At 50.2% G+C, this 23,414-nt stretch carries 19 protein-coding genes; all 19 read right to left on the bottom strand.

All coding sequences use genetic code 11. From position 1 onward, the window contains the following. Positions 1-49: 49 nt before the first annotated feature. Positions 50-643, bottom strand: coding sequence for a hypothetical protein (locus tag ACI5FR_RS09870; protein ID WP_405453766.1), 594 nt, complete (start codon positions 641-643; stop codon positions 50-52). A gap of 52 nt (positions 644-695) precedes the next feature. Continuing rightward, entirely contained in the window at positions 696-1,052 is a 357-nt protein-coding gene (locus ACI5FR_RS09865; RefSeq protein ID WP_405453764.1) for an MmcQ/YjbR family DNA-binding protein, read from the bottom strand. A 21-nt stretch (positions 1,053-1,073) separates the two neighbouring features. Then, complete coding sequence (locus ACI5FR_RS09860; protein ID WP_405453761.1) at positions 1,074-1,874, bottom strand: GNAT family N-acetyltransferase; 801 nt, start codon at positions 1,872-1,874, stop codon at positions 1,074-1,076. 19 nt (positions 1,875-1,893) lie between these two features. Next, positions 1,894-2,196 carry a hypothetical protein gene (locus ACI5FR_RS09855; RefSeq protein WP_405453758.1) on the bottom strand — a complete coding sequence of 101 codons (303 nt, stop codon included), beginning with the start codon at positions 2,194-2,196 and terminating at the stop codon, positions 1,894-1,896. A gap of 207 nt (positions 2,197-2,403) precedes the next feature. Continuing rightward, positions 2,404-2,886 carry a hypothetical protein gene (locus ACI5FR_RS09850; protein WP_405453755.1) on the bottom strand — a complete coding sequence of 161 codons (483 nt, stop codon included), beginning with the start codon at positions 2,884-2,886 and terminating at the stop codon, positions 2,404-2,406. A 24-nt stretch (positions 2,887-2,910) separates the two neighbouring features. Beyond that, positions 2,911-3,648 carry a DUF429 domain-containing protein gene (locus ACI5FR_RS09845; protein WP_405453753.1) on the bottom strand — a complete coding sequence of 246 codons (738 nt, stop codon included), beginning with the start codon at positions 3,646-3,648 and terminating at the stop codon, positions 2,911-2,913. A 244-nt stretch (positions 3,649-3,892) separates the two neighbouring features. Next, positions 3,893-8,521: an Ig-like domain-containing protein gene (locus ACI5FR_RS09840; protein ID WP_405453751.1), complete on the bottom strand. Its 4,629-nt coding sequence runs from the start codon at positions 8,519-8,521 to the stop codon at positions 3,893-3,895. A gap of 56 nt (positions 8,522-8,577) precedes the next feature. Next, on the bottom strand, positions 8,578-9,669 hold the full coding sequence (locus ACI5FR_RS09835) for a SurA N-terminal domain-containing protein (RefSeq protein WP_405453748.1): 1,092 nt from the start codon (positions 9,667-9,669) through the stop codon (positions 8,578-8,580). A gap of 37 nt (positions 9,670-9,706) precedes the next feature. After that, positions 9,707-10,096 carry a cupin domain-containing protein gene (locus tag ACI5FR_RS09830; RefSeq protein WP_405453745.1) on the bottom strand — a complete coding sequence of 130 codons (390 nt, stop codon included), beginning with the start codon at positions 10,094-10,096 and terminating at the stop codon, positions 9,707-9,709. A 13-nt stretch (positions 10,097-10,109) separates the two neighbouring features. Further along, positions 10,110-11,324 carry a Tm-1-like ATP-binding domain-containing protein gene (locus ACI5FR_RS09825; protein ID WP_405453743.1) on the bottom strand — a complete coding sequence of 405 codons (1,215 nt, stop codon included), beginning with the start codon at positions 11,322-11,324 and terminating at the stop codon, positions 10,110-10,112. 5 nt (positions 11,325-11,329) lie between these two features. Next, positions 11,330-12,181, bottom strand: coding sequence for a phosphoenolpyruvate hydrolase family protein (locus tag ACI5FR_RS09820; RefSeq protein WP_405453740.1), 852 nt, complete (start codon positions 12,179-12,181; stop codon positions 11,330-11,332). Between the two features lie 18 nt (positions 12,182-12,199). Then, complete coding sequence (locus tag ACI5FR_RS09815) at positions 12,200-12,631, bottom strand: lipocalin-like domain-containing protein (RefSeq protein ID WP_405453738.1); 432 nt, start codon at positions 12,629-12,631, stop codon at positions 12,200-12,202. Then, positions 12,628-13,386 carry a sugar phosphate isomerase/epimerase family protein gene (locus ACI5FR_RS09810; RefSeq protein ID WP_405453735.1) on the bottom strand — a complete coding sequence of 253 codons (759 nt, stop codon included), beginning with the start codon at positions 13,384-13,386 and terminating at the stop codon, positions 12,628-12,630. The genes ACI5FR_RS09815 and ACI5FR_RS09810 overlap by 4 nt, the downstream gene beginning before the upstream one ends. 39 nt (positions 13,387-13,425) lie before the next feature. Beyond that, the gene (locus ACI5FR_RS09805) at positions 13,426-14,397 is read right to left on the bottom strand and encodes a Gfo/Idh/MocA family protein (RefSeq protein WP_405453732.1); all 972 of its coding nucleotides are present in this window, start codon (positions 14,395-14,397) and stop codon (positions 13,426-13,428) included. Between the two features lie 84 nt (positions 14,398-14,481). Beyond that, positions 14,482-16,134: an extracellular solute-binding protein gene (locus tag ACI5FR_RS09800; RefSeq protein WP_405453729.1), complete on the bottom strand. Its 1,653-nt coding sequence runs from the start codon at positions 16,132-16,134 to the stop codon at positions 14,482-14,484. A 58-nt stretch (positions 16,135-16,192) separates the two neighbouring features. Continuing rightward, positions 16,193-17,068, bottom strand: coding sequence for a carbohydrate ABC transporter permease (locus ACI5FR_RS09795; RefSeq protein WP_405453726.1), 876 nt, complete (start codon positions 17,066-17,068; stop codon positions 16,193-16,195). Between the two features lie 10 nt (positions 17,069-17,078). Next, positions 17,079-17,975, bottom strand: a complete 897-nt coding sequence (locus ACI5FR_RS09790; RefSeq protein ID WP_405453723.1) for an ABC transporter permease — start codon at positions 17,973-17,975, stop codon at positions 17,079-17,081. Positions 17,976-18,162: 187 nt separating this feature from the next. Then, the gene (locus ACI5FR_RS09785) at positions 18,163-20,412 is read right to left on the bottom strand and encodes a helix-turn-helix domain-containing protein (RefSeq protein WP_405453720.1); all 2,250 of its coding nucleotides are present in this window, start codon (positions 20,410-20,412) and stop codon (positions 18,163-18,165) included. Positions 20,413-21,319: 907 nt separating this feature from the next. After that, complete coding sequence (locus tag ACI5FR_RS09780; protein ID WP_405453717.1) at positions 21,320-23,017, bottom strand: RNA-binding domain-containing protein; 1,698 nt, start codon at positions 23,015-23,017, stop codon at positions 21,320-21,322. Positions 23,018-23,414: the final 397 nt, after the last annotated feature.

Here is a 23,414-nt window from a genome sequence, read left to right as displayed (position 1 = left end):
TAGGGAGTGTAAAGCACAGGGAGGTCCGGCCAATAACCCGGTGTCGTCGTTACCAATTGGCTCGGATTCTCGGGATGACTTCGTCGAACATTTCGTAAGTGGTGCCTATCAGCATAATCATCGCCGGGATCAGCAGGACGGCAAAGCTGACGTGCAAAACCTTTTCCCTGCGCCCCTCGCGTGCCCAGTTCAGGATTCGGTCGTAGCCTACGGTCAGCATCAAGCCCCCGCATAGAAAAAGAGCCGTGAACAGAGCTATCCCTAGAGGCGCTTGCGGACCGAACAAGTCGTTGTCGGGATTGGACAGGAAAAATGGGATGCCGTACACGATCGCATTTATGGCTCCGTACCCTAACCCTCTCGCCAGCCGATGTTTCGGCAAATGGCGATTCATGCAGCCAAACCAGACGCTATTGGCAAGGCTGAACCCGGTGCCGACCAGCAGGAGCGCGAGCACCCCTTCCAGCGTCAATCCTCGAGACATCTCAGGGAAGACTATCGCCACAATCCCCATGATTACACGGAGTAGGAGGCCGGAGACGATTCCTGTGCCGAGGCCGGACAGAAAGGCCGCTCCGAAGTTCAAGCTTAGCCCCTTGATTCTGGACTGCAACACTATGCTCGGGTTCGGTTCTACACGCATTCGAGGTGTTCCTCCATTCCATTTGGCATGCTTAGTCGACAATACGTTAGCCCTACTCCCATCTCATCGCCTCATACGTTTTCAGCAGCTTTTGGGTGGCCTGAGCTTTCCACGCCTTATGCAAATGCCCCTTCAGCTCCTCCAGGTCAACATGGCTTAAATCAACCAAGACGTAGGGATAGCTCCTGTAGTGTTCCGTTATAGAATACGTGTGAGGATACGCTTGCATGAGGAAATCGCGGGTATCCATGTCCATCTTCAACACCAAGGATACCCCGTCCTCATGAAACCGGGCGATCAACTTATCCTTTACTTTGAAGGACTTCGTACCGTAAGATACGCTTTCCACCATGCCTGGCAGCGCTAACGCCATCTGTCGGATTGAATCCATGACGTCCTGCTCCATCATCCCCCTCCTCCCCGATGCCGCTTATTGTTCCATCCAAGTGGCTCGCACATATCCGATTCGCATCCCGACCCGTTCCATATTCCGATGACTTTGGGACAGGAACGCGCATTGGCTTACGACCAAGCGGCAATCATTGTGCCGGGCCTCGTCCATTCTTTTCCTCAATATAGATCGATGCAGCCCTTGGCTCCGGAATTGAGGCAAAGTGGCGGCGAAAGTCATGGACGCAATGCCATCCTTCATGTGCATGACCCCCACGGCAGCCGGCTCGTCGTGCACGTAAGCGAGGTAAAATTTCCAGCCGGGGCGGTTGTACAGCACTTGGTTGTTCGCGGCTACGGGCGGAATTCCGTTATCGGGCAATCCCGTGCCTCTGCAATGAATGGCAGCGTACGTAGGGAATTGATCCTCACGCAGCTCTTGGATCTTTATGGCTAGTTGGTCGGATTCCAACTTCTCCGGTTCCCAATATAAGGAAGTATGAAAACCCGACTGGTACAGTCCACACGCTGCTAAATGCTGAAGTACTTTCTGATCGACTGCTGAGGGCACAATCTCGAACTGGGCTTTCCGGCCCCTCGTGCGATAGAAGTCGAGGATCGGATCAATGTGCTCCAAATCCGCGCCGGTCAGACCCTTCACGGTATTGAAGGAACCCCAAGGCATCGTCCGGCTGTACAGGCAGACCGCGTTTCCGAATTGCTTGATTTCAATCCCTTCCGGGTTGTTCGATCTTTCTTGAATGGCGATCATTCGGTCCACCATATAGTCGACTTCCGAACGTTCTATTTGCTCGATTAATGACTTGGATGGGATATGCATTTACGGTTCGCCTCCGGTATTAGACCCACATCATAAAGGATTTGTATTGGATGCTTACGTTGTTCTTCTCGGCCCATCGCCTCAGTTGCGCCAATCCGTCCATTCGATCCGACTTCCGAAACGCAAAATACAGCTGCATCGGCACCATTTTCTTGCCGCGTACCTTGATTCCGATTTTGTTGAAATCCAATAAAATGAGGTCCACTTCCTCGGCGTTCACCCGAATGCGTTGGTTGATATGAAGCGATTCCACGTCGAACCTGACGGTCTTCTTCTTGATTCCGAATATCCAATAGCCTATCATAGCGACGATTAAGGCCATCCATAGGATCTTCGCGACTAAGAGACCCATAGGACCGTCCAATTCGAAAGTCAAGAGGAGAATACCCAGCAGTAAACTGAAAAGAATTATATTTGTGAACCTCTTAGGATGTTTGACCACATACTCCAAGTGCTCCCCTGCTTCCATCGGCACAGCCCCTCCCAGTCCCACCTTTTCCAACTACAGTTAACTCGAACCCGCCGCGTCTCAATCATTCCGAACTAGCAATTCCAAGCTCCCGGAAATGCCGAAGGGGATGGCTTGATCCCCTTTCATCGCATAACCTTTAATCTCCAGGGAAGGATGGTCAAAATCCAAAGCGGCGGTAGCGCCAAAAACCTCTTCTACGGGTGCAACAACATGGAATGTGATTTTCTCGTTAGTGCCAAGCTTTATAGGTTTAGCATCGCGGGTTGCACCTTCCACTTTGAAAGGATTGCTTTTGGAGCCATTAGACACTTTAATCGGGTATCCGAGAAATAAGCTAATAAATCCAATCTCAATTTTCCCTGTGTTTTGGAGCTCAAGGTCATAATACCAAGCCCCAAAGTCCTTTTCGGCACGGACTAGATTGATTTTTAGATCCTTGTGGTTAAACAAGGGTGTATCTTTATCGATCGAACATGAAGTCAGTGTAGTAAACAGCGCAGCGATCAAAGTTATAAAGCCCCGTAAGCTGAAAATATACATATAACCTCCTTAGTTCCTACCATCCTAAATCACAGGCTTCAACCAGATCCACCCCTCCTTCTTCACCGAGGTTAATTGCGGGAAAGGCTTGATTGCCCGCAGGTCCACGAAATCCATGCCGCACAGACAACAGACGCACGCGTCGAAGAAATGCTCATCCTCGATCATCCTCTTCTCTAAAACGCTCATGTCCATTCCGTTTCTCTGAATCCGTTCCAACATTTCCATTCTACGGGCCTGATGTATATCCTTCGTTCCTTTGTAGCTGGTCACATGAGGCGTAATTAACTCGGATACGAGCCAAGCAGCCGGATACACTTCGATGAAACCCAATTCATACTTCTCCTGCGGGTCCCACAGCATCTTGAGATAAGGATAGCGGACTCGGATGGCATTAAGCATCTCCAAGGTTTTATAGGTGGTTCGGGCGATTTTGTCGGAGGCTACATCCAGAGGGATTTTCTTCAGCAAATAGTAGCAGAAAAGGTCCGTGTCTCGTTTGAAAAAGGAATCAAGCGTATTCCCTAGGTATTCACCGGCGGAATGGCCAATTAGACCGGGCGCGAAAGTACTCGGCCAACCCAAGGGAGCGTCCAGGCAAAGAAGGGTTTTCCGGCTCGGATTGGCTTCAAGGATATGGAGGAGGGTCTTGCTGGGATCGGGATTGCTGGGGACAGGGAGGAATTTCTTGCCGGAATAGTCCAGTACGCTTATGCCTACATTTTTAGGACTGACTGCACAATCGACCCCGATGATCAGCACATGATCGTCTCCTTCTGCGGTTTTTTCTGTTCCCATTCTACCATGAGTTGGAAATGTTGGAATACAAAAAAGATGACACGCACCAAAGGGCGCATCATCCCTACTTCATGTTTATAGTTCGACGCACCACTACTGCCTTATCAGGTCGCTCCTGTCAAATCGGTGATGATGCAATGAATAAACAGCCGAGTCCCTATTCATGACGGGACATCGGCTGTTCTCTCGCAAACAAAGATGATTATGATTATGGTTCTAACCACATCCGAATTAACAAGTCGGCATTGACTTGGAGAATCTTCTTTTCCCTCTCGCCCATATTTTTGCCAAACGCTTCATTGTCGAGATGTTTTACAAAATCTTGAAGATGTTTGGCCGCCTGTTGCTTCCTACCATTATCCAGCTGGTGCTGAGCTTGATCAAGGTTATTGTACAACGGTCCCGCCGTATAGCCGGAGTCCATGTAACGAATCAACAAGTTCCTGATGGTGTCTATGCTTGTCGTCACGGTGAATGTGAGACTCGTCTCGAGCGTATTGCCGGCCTGATCCTCTAGGAAGATCGTCGCCATATGGCTTCCCGGCATGCCCGCAAAATCGATATCAATTGCAGATGACACTTGAGGATCGATCCGATATGTTGCGCCGGTGACCGTAAGGCTGGCGGCAGCCAATCCCGACCGGGCATCCGAGGCTTGGAATTTCAACGGAACCGTTACGTCAAACGAACCGCCATTGCCTAACGGACTGCCGTTTGCGCTCAGCATGAAGGAGGGGGGAGTCCTGTCGATTCGGACAGACTGCTGCTTCAGCTCCTCCGTATTCCCCGCACGGTCTATCGAGCGGTACTGCAAGTTGAACGTTCCTTCACCTGTCAGCGCGAACGGGGCCGAATATACGATCCAGTCACCTTGGCCATCAACACGGTATTCCGTCCTTCCGATTCCCGAGAGATTATCGGTTGCGCTTAAAGTAACCAGAACATCGGAATTGAACCAACCGTTACGGCTCCCTCGATCCGCCCCGAACGATGTTGTCGGCGGCGTGTTGTCGACTATGACGGTTGAACTGCCTGTCTTGCTGATACCCCGCAGTTCTACCGTCGCTTTGATCGTCGCCGTACCTTCGCCGATAGCCTTCACGACACCGCTGTCGTCCCAAACGGCTACCTGCGCGTTATTGCTGGAATACGCAATTTGCAACTGGCTCAAGTCGGCTGGCGATCCGTCGCTCATCAAGCCGCCTATGGCAAGTGCAGCGGTGTCCCCCGATTTCAGGACCAACGAGGCGGGCGATACAAGGACTTGCTGCAGCACCGGCAGCACCCGAACGGTACACACGGCTGTTTTGGCCCCGTCTGCCGTCGTCACGGTAATCTTGGCTGTCCCTACACCGGCAGCAGTTACCTTTCCGTTGCTGTCCACCTTCGCCACGGCAGCATTGTCCGAGCTCCAGGTCACCTTCTTATTCGTGGCATTGGTAGGAGCTATAGCTGCTGACAAGGCGGCAGTTCCCCCGATGTTCAGACTCAAGTCGGTTTTATCCAACGAAACCCCGGTTGCCGGGACAGGCGTCGGGAGCTTCTGAACAAGCTCAAAGTCGTCAAAGTAAACTTCTCCGGCCGCGACACGTTTGTACATGAAGATGACGGCGCTTGTGTTGGTGCTTCCAGTGGTAAAAGTATATTCTTTTCTCGTATATTCCGTCGAATCGACATTCACCTGTCGCTGGTAGCTGCCGAAATTCCTCACCCCGAACTCCGCTCCGCCTCCGTTAGCCGCTTTCGCCCAGGCAGATACGGTATAGGTCGTGTTTGGAGTCAATCCGGTAACCGTCTGCTCGATGCCGCCGAATTGGGTCGACAATCTGGCCGCATACGTTCCCGTATGGGCATTCGAATTGACAATGGCCGACTGGGTAAAATGAGTGGGCCAGCCGGTGAAATCACCTGTCTCAAAACCGGGGTTTTTAAGCAAATTGATGCCGGACACGATCTGTACGGTACAAACGGCCGTTTTGGCGCCGTCCACCGTTGTTACAGTTATTGTGGCCGTCCCTTCCCCCACCGCGGTTACGGTTCCGTTCGCATCCACGGCCGCTATCGCCGGATAGTCCGAGCTCCAGGTCACCGCTTTATTAGCCGCATTGGAAGGGGCAACGGTCGCCGTCAGTACGGCAGTCTCGCCCAGCTTCATGTTTAAAGCGGATGGATTCAGCGTTACGCCCGATACCGGAACAGGTGCCGGCGGAGGAGGAGGCGGAGGAGGCGTGATCCCATCCGTCGTGACATGATAATAGTCAAAATTCGCCGTAAGTCCCGTTCCCGCACAGACGATGAAGCCGAGCTTCGGATCCGTCAGGTCGGCGGCTATCGTGTTCCCTACTTGAGTGTATTGGATACCGTCGGCGGAATAATAGCCGGCATACAGATTTCCATACTTCACAAGGCGGAGATAAGCTACCGTCGACTCGATCGTATCGGGTACTTCCATATGAGTGCGCACGCCATTGATCTTCACGTCGAATTGGAACTGATTGCCGCTTCCGTACAACCGGGTCATTCGGATATACGTGTCGTCATTGACATATGCGACCAAGCCGCCTTGCGACCACCGGGAGCTCGGTTTGCCGTCGAGCTTCGTATCGATGGCCCAGGATCCTTCGGGAGCGCCTGTGAGCAGGATGTTCTTCGCGTCGGCAGACGTGCCCGAAATGTCCCCGTTCTCGCTGACGATCCGCATATTCCCCGGATTGGCGCTTAACGACCAGTTGGCCGGATTTTCACGAATCCAATGCCATTGCGCATTCAGCGTGGCGGAGTCGAACTCGTCGTCAGAGCCTTCCGTATAAACCGGCGGCGGTTCCGACCCTCCCGGAGATGCGCTGAACTGGAACAATTCCAGGTCGTCGAAATAAACGTCCCCGCTTCCGCCGGCTTTATACAAGTATATGGTAGCGCTCGTATTGGAGCTGCCGGTCGTGAAAGTGATCTCCTTCCGGGTATAGGAGGTTGCGGTCATATGGACATCTTTGGCGCTGCCGCCGTAATTTTTCACGCCGATTACCGCGTCGCCGCCGTTCGCGCTTTTTCCCACTCCGTATATTTTGTAAATTGTATTGGGATACAAGCCGGTGACGACCTGCTCCATCCCCGCGGTAGATCCCGTTAGCTTGGCGGCGAAAATTCCGGTCTTGGCGTTGCCGCTTTCGATGGTCGCTCCGTTGTAATGGACCGGCCAGTTGGTGAAGTCCCCCGTTTCGAATCCGGGGTTTTTCAGCAGGTTCTCCTCGGTCGGAGGCTGCGGAAGCGGCGGAAGGTTGTTCGGATCAAGTCCCTGGCCTTGATATGCGCCGATATTCGGTGCGATGTCCGCCGGAACCGGATTGCCGAAGTAATCTTTGCCGCCGTTGTTAGCGATCAGCTTGCCCGCTCCGATCGCCGGGGAGGTGTTCAACAGCTGGTATCCGATAACGGTATCCTTGCCGATCCCGCCGGAACCCGGGGAAGCGAGCTGCGGGTCCGCCGTAATCTTGTAGGGGTCAGCCGGTTCGCTTGCCGGATGGTTTCCATAGAACAGATTATTTTCGAACACATTGTTCGTACTGCCCGCAAAGCTATAGCCGCCCGATCCCAAATTGTAAAAAATATTGTTGTAGAAGTACGTATTCTTCGCATAACCGCCCCAGTTAATAAAATCCACGACCTTGGCGTTCGACGATTTGGGCAAATAGACGGTATTGTTATAGATATACGTGGTATCCGGCGTGCCCCCGATCGTGAATACGGCGCCGCTGTCGTTCTGGCTGATGTTGTAGCGGACCGTCGCGTTGCGGTTGAAGTTCGGCTTGTTCGGGTTCATCGCATTCGTACCGTCATTGGTCACGAGGAAGCCGCCGCCGGCATTGTTATGGCTGTAGTTGTACTGGATAATGGTCCCTTCGCTGTTGTAGTCCGCGTCATAGGCCATGGCGTCGCCGCCCGGAGCGGTATTGTAAACCACGTTGAACTGGATCACATTGTCTTTGGCGGCAAACACCCACAGCGGGACGTGATAGCCGCTCGCTCTGACGTGGGTGTCATGCACGAGGTTGTTTTCGATCAAACCGTTCGTCGTATTCAAGATGAAGGCTCCATCGGCGGCCACATCGTAGATCAGGTTATTCGTTACCTTGAGGCCGGTGGAATATTTGGTTTGGGCTCCGTTCAAATAAATGCCGACACTGTCAAGCGAATAAATCTTGCAGTTATTGATTACCACGTCCGATACGTGATAATCCCAGCTGGTCCCCCATACGATAATACCGCCATTGTGGGCATAATCCGTGCCGGTAGTTCCCTTTACATTGTGGATATCCAGATTTTCAAACACAAAATGCTGATACACCTTCGGATTCGTCCAGGTACCGCTGCTGCCGTCCAAATGAATGCCTCTGCGGACCCCTTTTGTCGCCGCATCGTTAGTGATTTCCAGATTCCGGATTTCCCACTGCTCCTGATTGTAGAAATAGACCGCAGCCGTTGCGCCTGCCCCGGCAATCAGCGGCTTGTTGCCGGTGCCGTACATATCGATCTTGATCGGATTGCCCGCGGTGCCCGAGCCTTTCGGAGACAGCGTACCTGTCCATACGCCGCCTGCCATGAACAGCAGCGTGTCGCCCGGCTGAAACACGGTGCCGTTCACTTTGTCCAGCGTCTTCCACGGGGCGCCTGCCGAGGTGCCGTCATTGGCATCATCGCCGCCCAACGAATCCACGTAATACACAGAGCCGGCCGCATGAGCAACCGACGGCGCAACTACCTGCAGAAAACTAGCAAACATGAGAAATATTACTAGAAGCACATGGACAATCTTGAATCTGAACCTCATCGTTCTCATCGTCACATTTCCTCCTTCGTATAATAAACCGCTTTCAAGATCGAATTGTATAAAATTTACTGCAATGTGATTTTATCGTATTTAGTTGTGTAAACGTGAACCCGGGCGTCATCAACGAGTTTGTTCAGGAAGGCCGTGTAGGCCGTATCCATGTAACGGTTCCAAACATTGCGGGTGTTCTCATCGAAGCTTTTATACCCGTTTGTTTCCCTTTCCAGAACCTTAATAAGGACATACTCGCCCTGCGCGGCTTCATCGAAGACTGAACTGACCTGCCCGGTTCCAAGATTGCCCGCGAGGATGGAATAAAGCACCGGTTGGGACTTGAAAAAGGTACGGGCCGTATGGTCGTTGAATTCCTCTTCGGTATGCCGGATCGCCGGCGCCTCGCTGCCGGCCTTAAGTTCTTTTGCCGCCTCCTCCATCTCTTTGCCTTGATCCAAGAGCGGTTTTATGGCATCCATCAGCTTCTTAGCCGTTTGCTTCTGTTGATCGATTGTGCCACTGCTCCGTTCGTTATTCTTGTAAGAAACGGATAATGCTTCGAACTTGATCCGGTCTTCATTCTTTAGCAGCGTATCTTTGACAAGCTCATATTGCCGCTTTAACTCCTCGTCGCTCACGCTAAGCTCGTCTTCGGACAGCTTTTCCTTCAGTTCATTCCGCAGCTTGCTTATGTAGTAGTCCATAAATGCACGCTCATCCAGTTGGACGGGACCGTAAATAGGCTCGTGCGCTTTGGCGGCCGCCAGCCTTCGCTTATTTTCTTTGTCCATCTCGCGGATCAAATCGTCATAAGAAGTCCCTTGTATTAGGCCGTGCTGTTTGGCCAGCTCCAGTTCGAGCTTGATGCGGACGATTTCTTTCAATGCCCGCTCCTTCGCCGTATCCTCCGGGATCTCCCCATTGTAATCGCGCCTCCAAAAATCCCCCCCATATTCCGCTCCGTATGTCCGATAGTAATAGTCGATGACCGCAGCTCTCTGCCGTGCAAGCTCGCGCTTGAATTCCGTCACCGAGATCGGGCTGCCGTTCACCTCCGCAACAGGAGCCCGATTCGAGTTCGACCCGGTTAAAGCATAATAGAAGAGGATGCCGGCAACCGGGATAAGCATCACAACTACAGCAACTATTATTTTAAGCTTCAACTTGATCACCCCATCCTCTTATTGGGGAGTGCTTTCATTAAGCAATTTCATCGCCTTCAAGCGTATCCGTCCTGCGGTCGCCCGAGGAGAAGGAGATGACGGCGACTAGAGGCTCTGGGCTCGTGCACTTCGCCCAATGCGGAACTCCTCGCGGGATGCGGATGACGGAGCCCGGCTCCAACCGGACGATATCGTCTCCAAGCCGATGGTCGCATTCCCCGGAGATGACGTAGAGCAGCTCCTCGCAATTCGGGTGGGAATGAAGAGGGTTGCGTTCGCCAGGGTGAATGACCACCACGCCGAACGTTTGCTCCGCTTTGGGCATATTTTGTTTGCCGATCAGCCAGTTCAACCTGCCCCAGCTCAATTCGACCTTGTCGGTTGTGTTCAAGCTGCTTACATACTCCGCAGCATTCTGTATGGTCATCTTCGTTCTCTCCTTATCGGGTAAGCCCCATGTTTTTCAACAGCTCCTCCGCGCACCGCTCGGCGAACGAGGACGCATTAACGGTACACTCCATCTCGACGACAGGGATATCGGGCCGCAGATGCTCCCGCAAGGAATCGAACAACGCCCGATCCGCCTCCGGCCAGCCGAACGGACCGCCATGCTCGCCGATGAGGCTGATCCCCTGCAGCGGCAGCAGCACCGTTACGGGCGCCTGGCTCGCGTTCAGCTTTTCCGCCAAAATTTGTCCCAACATCCGGTTTTCCTCGATATTCGTACGCATCAGGGTGACGTTCGGATTGTGCCGGTAAAACAATCGCTCGCGGAACTTGTCCGGAATCGTGTCCGGCGCCCAAAAGTTCACCATGTCCAGGCATCCGGGTACAACGATCGCCGGAACACCGCAACGGGCCGCCGCTTCGAGACGGGCGGCTCCGGCGCTGAATACGCCGCCCACCAATTCGTCCGCCCACTCGGTCGTCGTAATGTCGAGCACCCCCGCAATCATTCCGGCCTCGACCAAGCTTTCCATCGTGCGCCCGCCGGCGCCTGTGCAATGGAACACGAGCACTTCATAGTCCGCTTGTTCCAGAACGGCTTTCGCCGCTTCGACGGCACGGGTCGTATTGCCGAACATCGAGGCTGCAATCAGCGGATGATCCTGCGCTTCCGGGATGACCGCCTCCGCCATGCCGCAGATCGCTCCTGCCGCACGGGCCAGGATCGTTCGGCTGATTCGGTTAATTCCGGCGATGTCCACTATGCTCGGGATCATGACGATATCCTTCCCATCGACATAACCGGAAACGTCCGACCCGGCGACGGTCGAAACCATCACCTTCGGAAAGCCGACCGGGAGGGAACGCATCGCCTGGCAGGCCACTGACGTCCCACCCGTTCCCCCGAGCGCGATCACGCCGTCGATGGCGCCTTCCCGGTATAGGCGCATAAGCGTTAGCTCCGCACCGCGCCCCATGATGGCCACGGCTTCGCCGCGGTCCCTGCGGGTCCTCAGGTCGGCGATTTCGCCTCCGGCTGCCAGGGCGACGCTTTCCCTCGGTATATCTGGCAACAGTGCCGGTTCGTCCAATACGCCCGTATCTATCAGCAAGGTTCTATGGCCTCGCTCTTGAATGCGTTTCTTGATAAACCCGTATTCGACTCCTTTCGTATCCAGCGAACCGAGCAAAGCAATCGTTTTGGACATCGCGTTCATCCTTTCCCCGGTTCCGGAATATACGATGATCGAATTGCCGCGAAACGTTGTGTCTGCTCCTTGATCGCCCGTTCCGTCGGAAGCCGCTCCATGGAACTCGCGCCGTAGAAGCCGTCGAGTTCCGGAATTTCGTTCATCATGTATGCCGCATCCTCTGGCTCGGCGATCGGACCGCCGTGGCACAGAATGAGGATATCCCCGCGAATCCGTTTGGCCGCCGCGATGATGTCCTGAACGATGGGGACGCATTGCTCCAGCGTAAGTGCAGTCTGCGCCCCGATCGAACCCGATGTTGTCAAGCCGAGATGGGCGACCAGTATATCCGCCCCCGCTCTCGTCATCTGGACGGCATCCTCCGGATTGAACACATACGGCGTCGTCAATAAATCCATCTCGCGAGCAGACCGGATCAATTCCACTTCCTTGTCGTACCCCATTCCCGTTTCTTCCAAATTGGCCCGGAAGTTCCCGTCGATCAACCCGACGGTCGGGAAGTTTTGAACACCGGCAAACCCTGCCTCCTTCACCTGCTTCAGAAACTGAGGAATGATCCGGAACGGATCGGTACCGCAAACGCCGGCGAGCACTGGGGTATTCTTCACGACGGGCAGCACCTCGCGCGCCATATCCATGACGATCGCGTTGGCGTCGCCATACGGCATCAAACCGGCGAGCGAGCCATGGCCGGCCATTCGGTAACGGCCCGAATTGTATATGACGATCAGGTCGATGCCGCCCGCTTCTTCGAATTTCGCGCTGATTCCCGTTCCGGCCCCGCCGCCGATGATCGGCAAGCCTTCCTTCCGTTTCTTATGGAAGCTTTCGAGCAATCCTATTCTGCTGAGCATGCGTGCGTAATCCCTCCATCATTTCACTTTCTTCCAAACCAAACGATAGGTGACCGTCTGCTCTTGCACGACGATTGGAGGAGAAATGAGCGTCAACCGGTCTTCATCCTCTTCATAGAAACGTTTCTGCGTGACTCCAATCCAGTTCGGAAACAACGATACTTCGATGTGATGCAGCACACAATCCTCGTGAACTTCGTACATGCCGGCATAGCTGATATACGTGCCCATCGCCATCGATTTCTCTTCCGTGGTTCCTCCGTCCAATACACCCGACTCGAACGGGCGGCGATGGACACCCATGAGCGCAACGGACATGTGTCCATCCGCAGCATACATAAGATAACCGATGGCATCTTCCCCTAAAGGATAGATCTTCTCTCCGCTCTTCATCTTGTTCTCGTAGGAAACCAACCGCCATGTTCCTATTAACCCCGTGCCACGGCTCAATGGATTCCCCGCTGAGATACATAGGAAGAATGGGTAAGGTATTGATAGGCGTCAGCCAAGTAGTGTAACGTGTTCTCCTGATCCTTCACGATCAACTCAAGCACATAATGGCCGCTGTAACCGACCCTATGCATGTGCTGGAAAAGACCTTGCAAATCTATTTCTCCCGTTCCTAGAGGGACGCCTTGGCTTCCGATGCGGTCTTGAATATGCACAAGGGCAATGGAATCTCCCAGCAGCTCATAGCCTTCCCGCCACGAAACGCCAACCGAGTGAAAATGTCCGACCTCTAATAACGTCTTCATCCGGGTGTCCCGAATGCCTTCCAACACCTCGCGATAGTCCTCTATCGTTGTAATTGGGGTGCCAATATGATTTTGAACCACAGGGGTTATACCTAGATGCTCGGTTTGATCCAGGAATGTTTTGGCGGTTTGAATATAGAGATCGCGGCTTTTGGCTTTAAATAAGACGACCTTCACTCCCAGTTTGGCAGCAAAATGGGCGGCTTGGATGGAATACTCCAACGAGTCCCCGTCATCGGTTATTTGAGGAAGATGAAACGAATAGTAGCTCATTCCGTACTTCTTGCCAGCCTCTAAATAGATAGAGGGGTCAAGGTTTATATCAAACGCAGATTTTACGCGGCCCGTAAATACTTCGAATTGATGATATCCCAGCGTGGTATAGCGCAATAACGCTTCTTCCAATTCCATATCTGGATTGCAGATCGGACTGATCACTATGTTTTCCATGGATGCCTCCTCCAGCTCCTTGTGAGTTCAGGATGTTCGTTATAGCGTCTCATACTTGAGCTGAACCACTTCCCCGGATGCGGCGGAATCTCGAATGCCCTCGTAAAGAACCATGCTTTTGTAGCTTTCGTAAATGTTCGATCTCGTGGTTCTTCCTTCGCGGATCGCTTGGACGAAGTCGATCAGCTCCGGTAAGTGGCCGGTGTCGTAACCGCTGTCGCCCGCGCTGATGAAGGTCGGCGGCTCTCTCCATTCCACGCCCTTCTCGTTCTCGCTTATTTTCCAGCAGGACGAATTGTGAACGGTCATGAAATTTCCGCCTTTAATCGAGATTTCCACCTCTTCCGTAGGCAGATTGTAGCTCCTCCCGCAGTTCAGGTTCAGCGAACCGACGGCCCCGTTCGTGAATTTCAAGCTGACCGCATAAGCGTCCTTTCCCTTGGCGAAGCTGAACACCTTCTCCACATCGCCGAACAAATAATGCATCAAATCGATCATATGGATGGTGAAATCGAATAAAAAATCCCTATGGTTCTCGTATTGTCTGGAAGCGTAGTCGGCGGAAATGGAATACAAGTCCGCGGGAGAAAATTGGGCCAGCCATTCTTTCGCCCGCGAATAGGCCGTATTGTACCTTTTCTTGAATGCGGTCGAGCACAACACGCCGGTCTCGGCGGAAACGCGCGCCACTTCGTAAGCGTCCCGGGACGATACAGCCGGCGGCTTCTCCGTATAGACCGGAAAGCCCAGCTTCATGACCTCGATGGCAAGCTCGTAATGCTGCTGCGGTCCGATGCAGACGATGACGCCGTCGGGTTGCTCGCGCTCCAGCATTTCCCTGTAATCCTTATAGGCGTTTCCGCCGAAGCGGGATGCATTTCTGACAGCAAACGCCTCATTCAAATCGCAGCAGCCGACGATCCGCGCCCCTGCAGAGCCGATATACGGATAGATGCGTTTGGTCGATAGCGAGCCCGCACCGATTATGGCAATTCGCAATTCTCTCTCCATCATGACAAGCTCCTTCATCATTTTCGTTTCATGTAGGGGCGACAGGCGACTCCCCTATGGAACCGCCGCCGATCGCCATAGCCTTTACTTGTCGATTCTAATTTTGAACAGATCTTCCGCCAAAAACGCTTTGGTTTTGTTTTCCTTGTACCAATTGATATAGAAGTCGTCCAGTTGCTGACCTCCGGTGCTTTGATAAGCTTTTTTGTAATCCTCGATCGCCTGAGCTGCGGTATAGCTGGCGCCGGACACGATCGCTTTGCTGATCAGATCGCCGTACGTTTTGTCCAAATTCGATTTGGTCACCTGCAAATTTTGCGGCAAGCTCGGCATATGCTCCGAGTGCGTAATGTCCGGATAATTTTTGACGGTATCCAGATTGATCTTATTGTTGGCGCGGATAATGTCGATAAACTCTTTCTCCCTCGGGTTCGAGGGGTTTAACAGATTTTCCGGCAAGAAGCACGGACCGAATTGATTGGTGGAGGTGACCATCAGATAATCAGCCGCCCAAGAGAGCTCCTTCTTGAATTTCTCCGGATCCTTCTGTACCGGACAGCCGTTCGGGCCGGTCGTCCAATGTTCGCCTTCTTTGCCGAATGCGAATGTCATGCCGGTCGATTTGGCAGCCATAAAGTCGATGAACTTCATCACGGCGACAGGATCTTTGGCATTCGCGTTAACGGCCACTGTCATTTGAACCGGGTTGTTAAGCCCCAAGGTGAACTGGCCGAACTCGCTGCGGGGCGCCGCGATCGGAATGACTTCCGCTTGCGGATCATTTTTCTTGAGCGCTTCATAGAACTTTTTGTACGAATCGAGATCGATGGTTCGCCCCGCGAATATGCCCAGCTTGCCCGTGATCCAATCTTGCGTCGCCTTTTCCCCGTTTTTATCCGTCAAGAAATCTTTGTCCACAATCCCCGCGTCATACAGACGTTTTTGAAAATCCAATGCGGCTTTTTCCCGGGCTAACGTCTGATCCTTAATCAAGGCTCCGTCCTTGACGTACAAGCTTCTGCTTCCGAAGAATACTGGAATCAGATTGGCGCCGCTCAGGTGGATGCCGTACGTATCCTTCTTCCCGTTGCCGTCGGGATCTTGCTCGGCGAACGCTTTGGCCACCGCGAACAGTTCGTCGACCGTCTCCGGCACCTTCAGGTTCAGCTTCTTCAACCAGTCGTTGCGGATAAACAATCCGTTAAACGAATGCGAGAACTTCAATTTCCCGAATTCATACAGTTTCCCGTCGGACTTGGTGCCCGCTTTTTTTAATTCCGGGAATTCCGTAATCAACTTCTTATATACGACGCTATGTTTTTCGATCAAATCGTCGAGCGGCATAATTTGCTTCTGGTTGTAAAGCTGATTCCGGAAGTTCGCATCAAACTCGAAGATGACGTCCGGCGCCTCGCCCGAAGCGAACAAGACGTTTAATTTTTGCACGGACTCGTTCCTTGGAATCGGCACGAATTTCACTTGGACCGGACTATTCTCGTTAATCCATTCGGACCAAATGTTCTTCTCCGGTGTGCCGAATTCGGCGGGTACGTTGCCGCGGTCATACATCGATACGGTGATGACCGGTTTTTTTGCATTTTTGTCAGGAGACGACTTGCCGGGTGTCGCCTCGGTTCCCGATCCCGCATTGTTCCCGCTGCATCCGGATACCAGGACAGCTAAGCTTAGTCCTGCCGCCGCCAAGGTAATCATGCTCCGTTTTTTTACTTGAATCATCGATTTGGAAGCCTCCCCTTTTCATTCCTCGATCTTCGTTTCCATCATCGGATCTTGCTCATCCCTTTACGGCCCCGATCAATACGCCTTTGACAAAATATTTCTGGATGAAAGGATACACGATGAGCATCGGCAAGATCATCACCATCAACCCCGCCGCCCGAACGGATTCCGGTGTCAGCATGGCGCTGTCCTCGGGACGTTCGTAGCTCATTTCCGCCAAAAACGTTTGGCTTCGCAGCATTTGCTGAACCAAGACGGGCAGATTGACTTTGGTGCTGTCGGTAATGTAAATCAGCACGTTCATGAACGAATTCCAGAAGCCTACGCCATAGAACAACGCAATTGCGGCCAGCATCGGCATGGATAACGGCAGCACGATCTGGACTAACATCCGCCATTCCCCGCAGCCGTCGATCCTGCCCGCCTCCTCCAGCTCATCCGGCAAACCTTCGAAATAACTTTTCATGACAAGCAAATTGAATACACTGATTAGACCGAGCATCCATAGCGACCAGTAGGAGTTGATGAGACCTAACGTTTTGACCGTAAGATAGGTCGGAATCAAGCCTCCCCCGAACAACATGGTGAAAATGACGGCGAGCGAATAGAAACGGCGGCCAATAAAATACGACTTGGATAACGGATATGCGGCCAAAACGGTAAATAACATGCTCAAGCAGACGCCTACAACGGTGATGACCAAGCTGTTGACAAACGCTCTCACGATCGAAGTGCCTTTCACGAGCACCTTGTACGGTTCGAATGTGAAATTCACAGGCCATAAAGAAACGTTGCCGGATAAAACCTCGTGCGCATCGCTGAAGGAAACGGCGATCAAGTGAACAATCGGCAACAGACACGTTAGCGAAATGCAGGCCAGCACCAAGTAATTCAAAACATCAAACGCTCGATCACTACGGGAAAGTCTCATCTTCCGCCTCCTAAAACAGAGCTTGATCGTATCGGCGGGCAACCCAATTGGCCAGCAATACCAATATCAATCCGACTAACGACTCGAATAGTCCCATAGCGGAAGAAAGGCTAAATTGCGCTCCTTGCAAGCCGATCCTGTAAATGTACGTGCTGATTACTTCGGAAATATCGGTTACCGTTGCATTTTGCAGGACAAACACTTTGTCGAAACCGACCTCCATGACGTGTCCCAGGCTGATAATGAGCATCAGAACAACCATGGCGCGTATCCCTGGCAACGAAACGTGCCACATCTTCCGCCATTTGCCGCACCCGTCGATATCGGCGGCTTCGTACAAGCTCGGATCGATGGTGGAGAGAGCGGCCAAGTAGACGATAGCGGCAAAACCCGCCTCTTTCCAGATGCCCGAACCGAAAAATATGGCGAGCCAAGTCGGTTCCTTATACAAAAACGGGTATGGGCTGCCGGTGATCCATTTCATGATATGGTTGACGATTCCCGCCTCCTGGGAAAAAACGGTGATCACCATCCCGCCGACAATAATCCAGGACAGAAAATGCGGCAAATAGATCAGCGTTTGCACGATCCGCTTGTACCACATTCGGCGTATTTCATTTAGAAGCAACGCAATGATGATCGGAAAAGGAAAGCCGAACACAATTCCGAAAAAGCTTAGAAACAGCGTATTGCGGATAATCTTCACCGTCCCGGGATTGCTGAACAGCATGTGGAAATGATCGAGACCCACCCACGGACTGTTCCATATCCCGTCCCTGAAATTATAGTCTTTGAAAGCGATCACAGACCCCACCATCGGAAAATACTTGAATAGAAGGAAGTAAACGATGATCGGGATGAACATGATGTACAGGGGAACATTCTGTTTCCACTTTTTGGCCAGCATACAGGTTTCGATTCACCACCTCTGGGTTTTATGGCTTGTTGCGCATCGATGCAAGCTCAATATAACGAAAAGGCTGCGAAAGCATCAATATACATGAATCCCAGGGCGACTTTATCGACATAGACCTTTTTCCCCAATGAACAAAACCGTTGAACATAAACCTTCGGGAAGCCTAGGAAGACCGAACCTACCCAGCGTCATTCCTTTTTCTTCGATAATCCCCCGGTGTAAGGCCGACTACCTTCTTAAAGGCGCGGATAAAAGACAACACATGCACATACCCGACCTTTTCTCCGATTTCGTAAACCGACTTGTTCGTCTTTTCCAGCAGGTTCCTGGCATGATCAATGCGAACGGCAACCATGTAATCCACAAACTTGCCTCCGAAATGTTCCTTGAACAATTTGCTCAAATAACGCGGGCTTAACCCGAACGCATCACTCAAATGGTTCAGCGAAAGATCGGGGTTCCCATAGTTGGTTTCGATATAGGCCTTCACCTCGGACAGCAGATGATGGTTGCTTCGTTTTTCTTTCATTTCCTGAAAATGTGCGTGAAAATGCGCAAGCAAGCTAGTCGCTTGCTCCTGGATTTCATCAATCGTTTCAACCTCGGCGATCATTCGCCGAAGCTGCGGAAGTGTCGTTTGCAGAAACACATGGGAGAACTCATACGAAAGCTCCGTCATTTCTTTCTCCAAATAATAGAGGACATAATGCATCAGATTGCCGATATCCCGGCGCAGAAACAATCCATTCCGCAGCTCTTCGAAAAGGTGTGCGATATGAGTTCTCCATTCCTCATTGCCCAGACGGAAAGAGTGCGCAAAGCTGTGAATGATGTTGAGATACCCGAACACAAAGGAGTTGTGTCCGACGAGAAGCTCCCATTGCGCAATCACCCGATTGTTTCCAAGCACCGTCTTATATTCGATCGTCTCTTTGGCTTCCTCATACGAGTCCGCGATTTCGTCAACCTCGCTTATTCTCGTGCCGATGCCGACCGTAATCGTGAAAGACAAATGCTCATTCACCCACACTTGAGCCTTCTTGCACCAATCATACACGTGATGGAGATCCATTCCGTTTTTTAGCAGGCAGATGACCCCCAGTTGATGGGGTTCCACCCATTCGCTCCATACGGTTGTCCGATGATGGGTTGCAAGATCTCTCAGAACGCTTGCAATCACATACTTGAGAAGCGCTTGATCGCGCGGGGAATACTGGTGGCCGAAACGGTTGTATTGGTCGATTTCAACGACAACCGTGCAGAGCTGATCGAAATCGGCAGGAAGACCGATTCGTTCCAGCTCCTGCCGCCACTCCTCCAATTCGACAGGACGATTGCCTTGAAGCAGTTCCAGGAAGAAATGCTTGCTGCGGAATTTCAAATCCTCCCGATGAAGCAATTCCAAGGAATTCGATTTTTTCTCCAGCTCATCAAACACCGAATGAATAAAGGTGAACTCATCCTCTTTCCTTTGTTGAGGGTCGAATTCATTTCGAAGCTTGACGGAATACGGTTGCATTCTCCGGATGATGGCTTCGATGGGCTTATAATGACGATGGGTAATATAGGTCAGCAAGACGAGGCCGGCCAACACGACGACTCCGCCCAGGACGACCCAAACGAAAGACACGGCAGAGAAGAAAGAAAAATTCCCGTTGTATAATCCTGTTTGAACCGTCCAACCCGTATAGGAGGAGCGGACTTGGGCGAGAACTTTGCTGTTCGGGTCCTGCATCCGGTTCGTTTCCTTCAGGAATGGATTCCGCTTGAAGTCCACCCCTTGTTTGTCCAGCAACGCAACGAAATTAAGACTCGAGCGCGCGTTGTTAGTAATCATGCTTTGAATCGCACTCGCTTGCAGGTTCACGACGATTAACCCTTGTTCCACGGAATTAAAGGGCGCTTTCCTGGCCAGGGAGACCACCTCGGCCGGTAGTTCATCCCTCGCAAACTCGCTGTATGCACGGGGATCGGTCCATCTGGGAACGGATTGGTCCCGCAGACGATCCTCAATGAACGCCTTATCCATAAACCCATCGAGCGTCTTCAAGTTGGTTTGCGTTAGCAATTGGCCTGTATACGGATTGTAAATATAGATGGAATGGATGGAAGGAATGCTTGAATAGAGCTTATTGATCTCTTGCGAAATCAGAAACAGCTCGTAGGGGGACAACGGTTTTTTTTCCATAAAAAACCGGATCAGATTTTCGTTGTATCCGACTTCCCTTGTCACGATTTGTTCCGTCGTTTTAAGCGCGGAGTCGACCGCAAGGATCACTTGTTCGGCAAATAATTCGTTCGTTTTGGAGATTTGGCGGGAGGCATACGTATAGACCGTCCAATAGAAAATCATGATCAAAACGAGGACGACGAAGAAAAAGATGGGGAGATACGATAAAAGCAAGCGGTAAAACCAATGTTTTTTCATGATAGCCCCCTTGCAAGCTTTCCGACATAGAGCACTCCAGCTATATCCGCTATGGCCGGCTATAATAAAGTTGCACCGTTATCTTATTACAGCGCTTACAGACGGGTAAGTGATAAACTATTAAGATTGATAGGAATTTGTTAAGATTTCTGCTATATAAGGGCTAAGTATTTTTACAGGGGTGATCCTGTAATAGAGGGAATGCGCACGGGCGCACCGGTTCAAAAATCAAGTGCAAGCACGTCATCGATATCGTCATCAAGGTCGGAGTCGATTAATTATTTGACTGTCATTGTTCAACTCCCATCGATTCAGCCAAGAATACGACTATTATATCCAGACACCTATATGGACTCAATCTACACTTTGTACTCGATAAACAAAATGTGCAACAATCGGCGCACCGGAAGCAGCGGGCGATCGTAGAGAATCTTGAGCTTTGTTTATGACGGTCTCTTCATAATACAGGCTTCATTTCAGCATTAATTTGTTGACTCCCTGGGAAAAGGATACGATCATTCAGCAAAACAAAAAAGACGCCCAACTTCGGGCGCCGTTCCGAGCAAGATGATATTGTTCAGCAAATGTTAGTCCCTCGATGATTCATTTGCATAGTGGGAAATCCGCTCAGGTTGATTGAATCATCTTCTCACAGATTAAATTAAGATATCATGATCCTTAGAATTAGTCAGATCAATGCACCCCGAATGTGGTGAATGGTAGCTGTACTGCAAGAATTTCACCTAACATTCTTGTTTCCACGAAACCTTGCTGGCTTAAGGCGACCATGGGAGCCGATGGACTTAATCAGTGCAGGGTTGTCTGCTGTGGCGATGTCCAGTCTGCCTCGAGGTTACATTCATAATGGGTATAAAATCACCCGAATCAATTGCTTCGGGTAAGGAATTTATTTAAATCTTCTAAAAAAGTTAGGATATTCTTCAGGTGGTACTTCTGCAACGTTAGCACCATGTCTTTGATAATACTTACTATTGTAAATCATTGGATCTTTTGCAGCATGAATTCTAAATATCAACACATCTTTATCAAAGTAGTTGATAATTCTAATATTTCTACAAATAATATCTTTACTTTCGGCTGATATTGGTTGCTTCTTAATTTCTTGTACAAGCCACCTGTAAAAGGTATCTAAGTCTTTATGGTTAAATTTTATTTCATGACTAATACCTGATATATAAAACCCTCTATAATTGATACACTGTATGTCATAAATTCTTTCAATTCGCTCCATATCTTTTGAGCTATCCGAAACTCCAATACAAACATAACCAATTGCTTCTGCACTATTATTCGCCATTGCTGTAAGGGTTAATATAATCTTAGAAAAGCTTCCTTGGTCAAATGAATTTGTTCCATCAAGCAATGTAAGACCTTGCTTGAAATCATAAAGAGATTGCTCTGTCTTTGATTGCATTAGTAGTGACTCAAATTCAGTTAACCACTTAAATTTGGCAGGGTCCGACACGTCTTTATCCTTAAAACAAGATTGAATAATGCCTGCGACAGCATCCACGTTATCATTCTTGTTTGCAGCACTCCAATTTCCGCCTTCAGCAATAATTATATGATCTGAGATACCATCAAGTTTCTTCTCGAGTTCTGTGTAGCTATGCACTTGTTTATTATCTTTATACAGCAATTTATGCATTGCTAGAAAAACAACCTGGAAATACCTTGGCAGACGTTGAGCAGGATCTTTAAATATCAATTCTCTGAAGTTTTTACCAGAAATGTTTAATACTGTTCTAATTTCGTTATAAATACTTAAAAATTGTTTACTTAAAGTTTCAGTACCGATTCTTTGTAGTGCCTGCCCAAGTTCATTTGAGCGATCGCTTTCTCTTAAACCATAATATTCATCTAAAATTGGGGAGCTAGTAGGAGGAATTTCAGGAAATGCCATTGCAGCTAAAATATCGGCAATAATCTCCTCATCTCGCGCTTCTCTTACCATCTCTTTAGTAATTACATTATTCTTAACCCAGAATATCTCATCAACCGGAATACCGTAATCAAGCCCTGTATTTGTTATGCTGATCTCACGCATTTTATTTAAATTAAGAATATCACCAGATGTTACATCGGTCCTAATTTCAGAAGCAATCTGTCTTACTAAATCTGTAAATATTCCCAATGTTCCTGCAGAACGTAGTTCTTGTCTAGATAGATGCTTACCGTAACTATTAATTCGAATAAAAATCTCATCGACCTTTTTCTCTTCACTAAAAGAATAAACTGATAGGGGTAGTACATAACTAGCAAAAATTTCACATACTTTTCTACTTAATTTAGGTTCTAATTGATTTATATCCCCTGAGTCCAAAGCAGACTTAGATTCAACCATTGTTTCAAAGACATGTCTCTCATCATTTTTTGTCTCGGCTAATAGTATAAGCGGAACAGGATAACCTTTAATCAGAGAGTCAATAAACTTCTTCTTTTCTTCAATTGTCCATATTAGCTTTCGTTGATATCGGCGATTAACATAAAGTAAATAATTTTTATAGAAGTTATAAACACGTTGAATTGTTTCGCTTCTAATCGATAATTCACGTTGTATTGTTGAATTAATATCCTTCTCCATATGTACACATCCTTTTGAGTGTATAGTAAAAATTTTTGCAATAAATAACAGTTGATTGCTAGTCTGCTCGGAAAATAATTGAACTAATATATTTATAGTCTTTCTAATTTCGGGGTTTCGTCTTATCTTAGCCGGTGCGGTGTTGTCCGTCGAATCGCTTCCATGAGATGCACCTTACGGACCGAAATGCCGGAGCGGACAAATCCCCTTAGGTTCTATTTAAATCATTCTCAATCCCCCGAGGATTCGTAATGGAACCATCTCGGTCATACATAAAGCAAACTAGTGTGTTACTACTTAGGTAGCGCAAGATTAAAAGTGGAAATGCCCTCGATAGGCTAGCTGAAGGGAAGCAATAATCGGTCGGTTTTGCTTGAGGAGGGTGGAGATGAAGCTC

The organism is Paenibacillus sp. HJGM_3, from assembly GCF_045062745.1.
Lineage (GTDB): Bacteria > Bacillota > Bacilli > Paenibacillales > NBRC-103111 > Paenibacillus_AA.
Note: the sequence above shows the minus strand (reverse complement) of the source record. Positions and strands in the feature narration are given on the sequence as shown.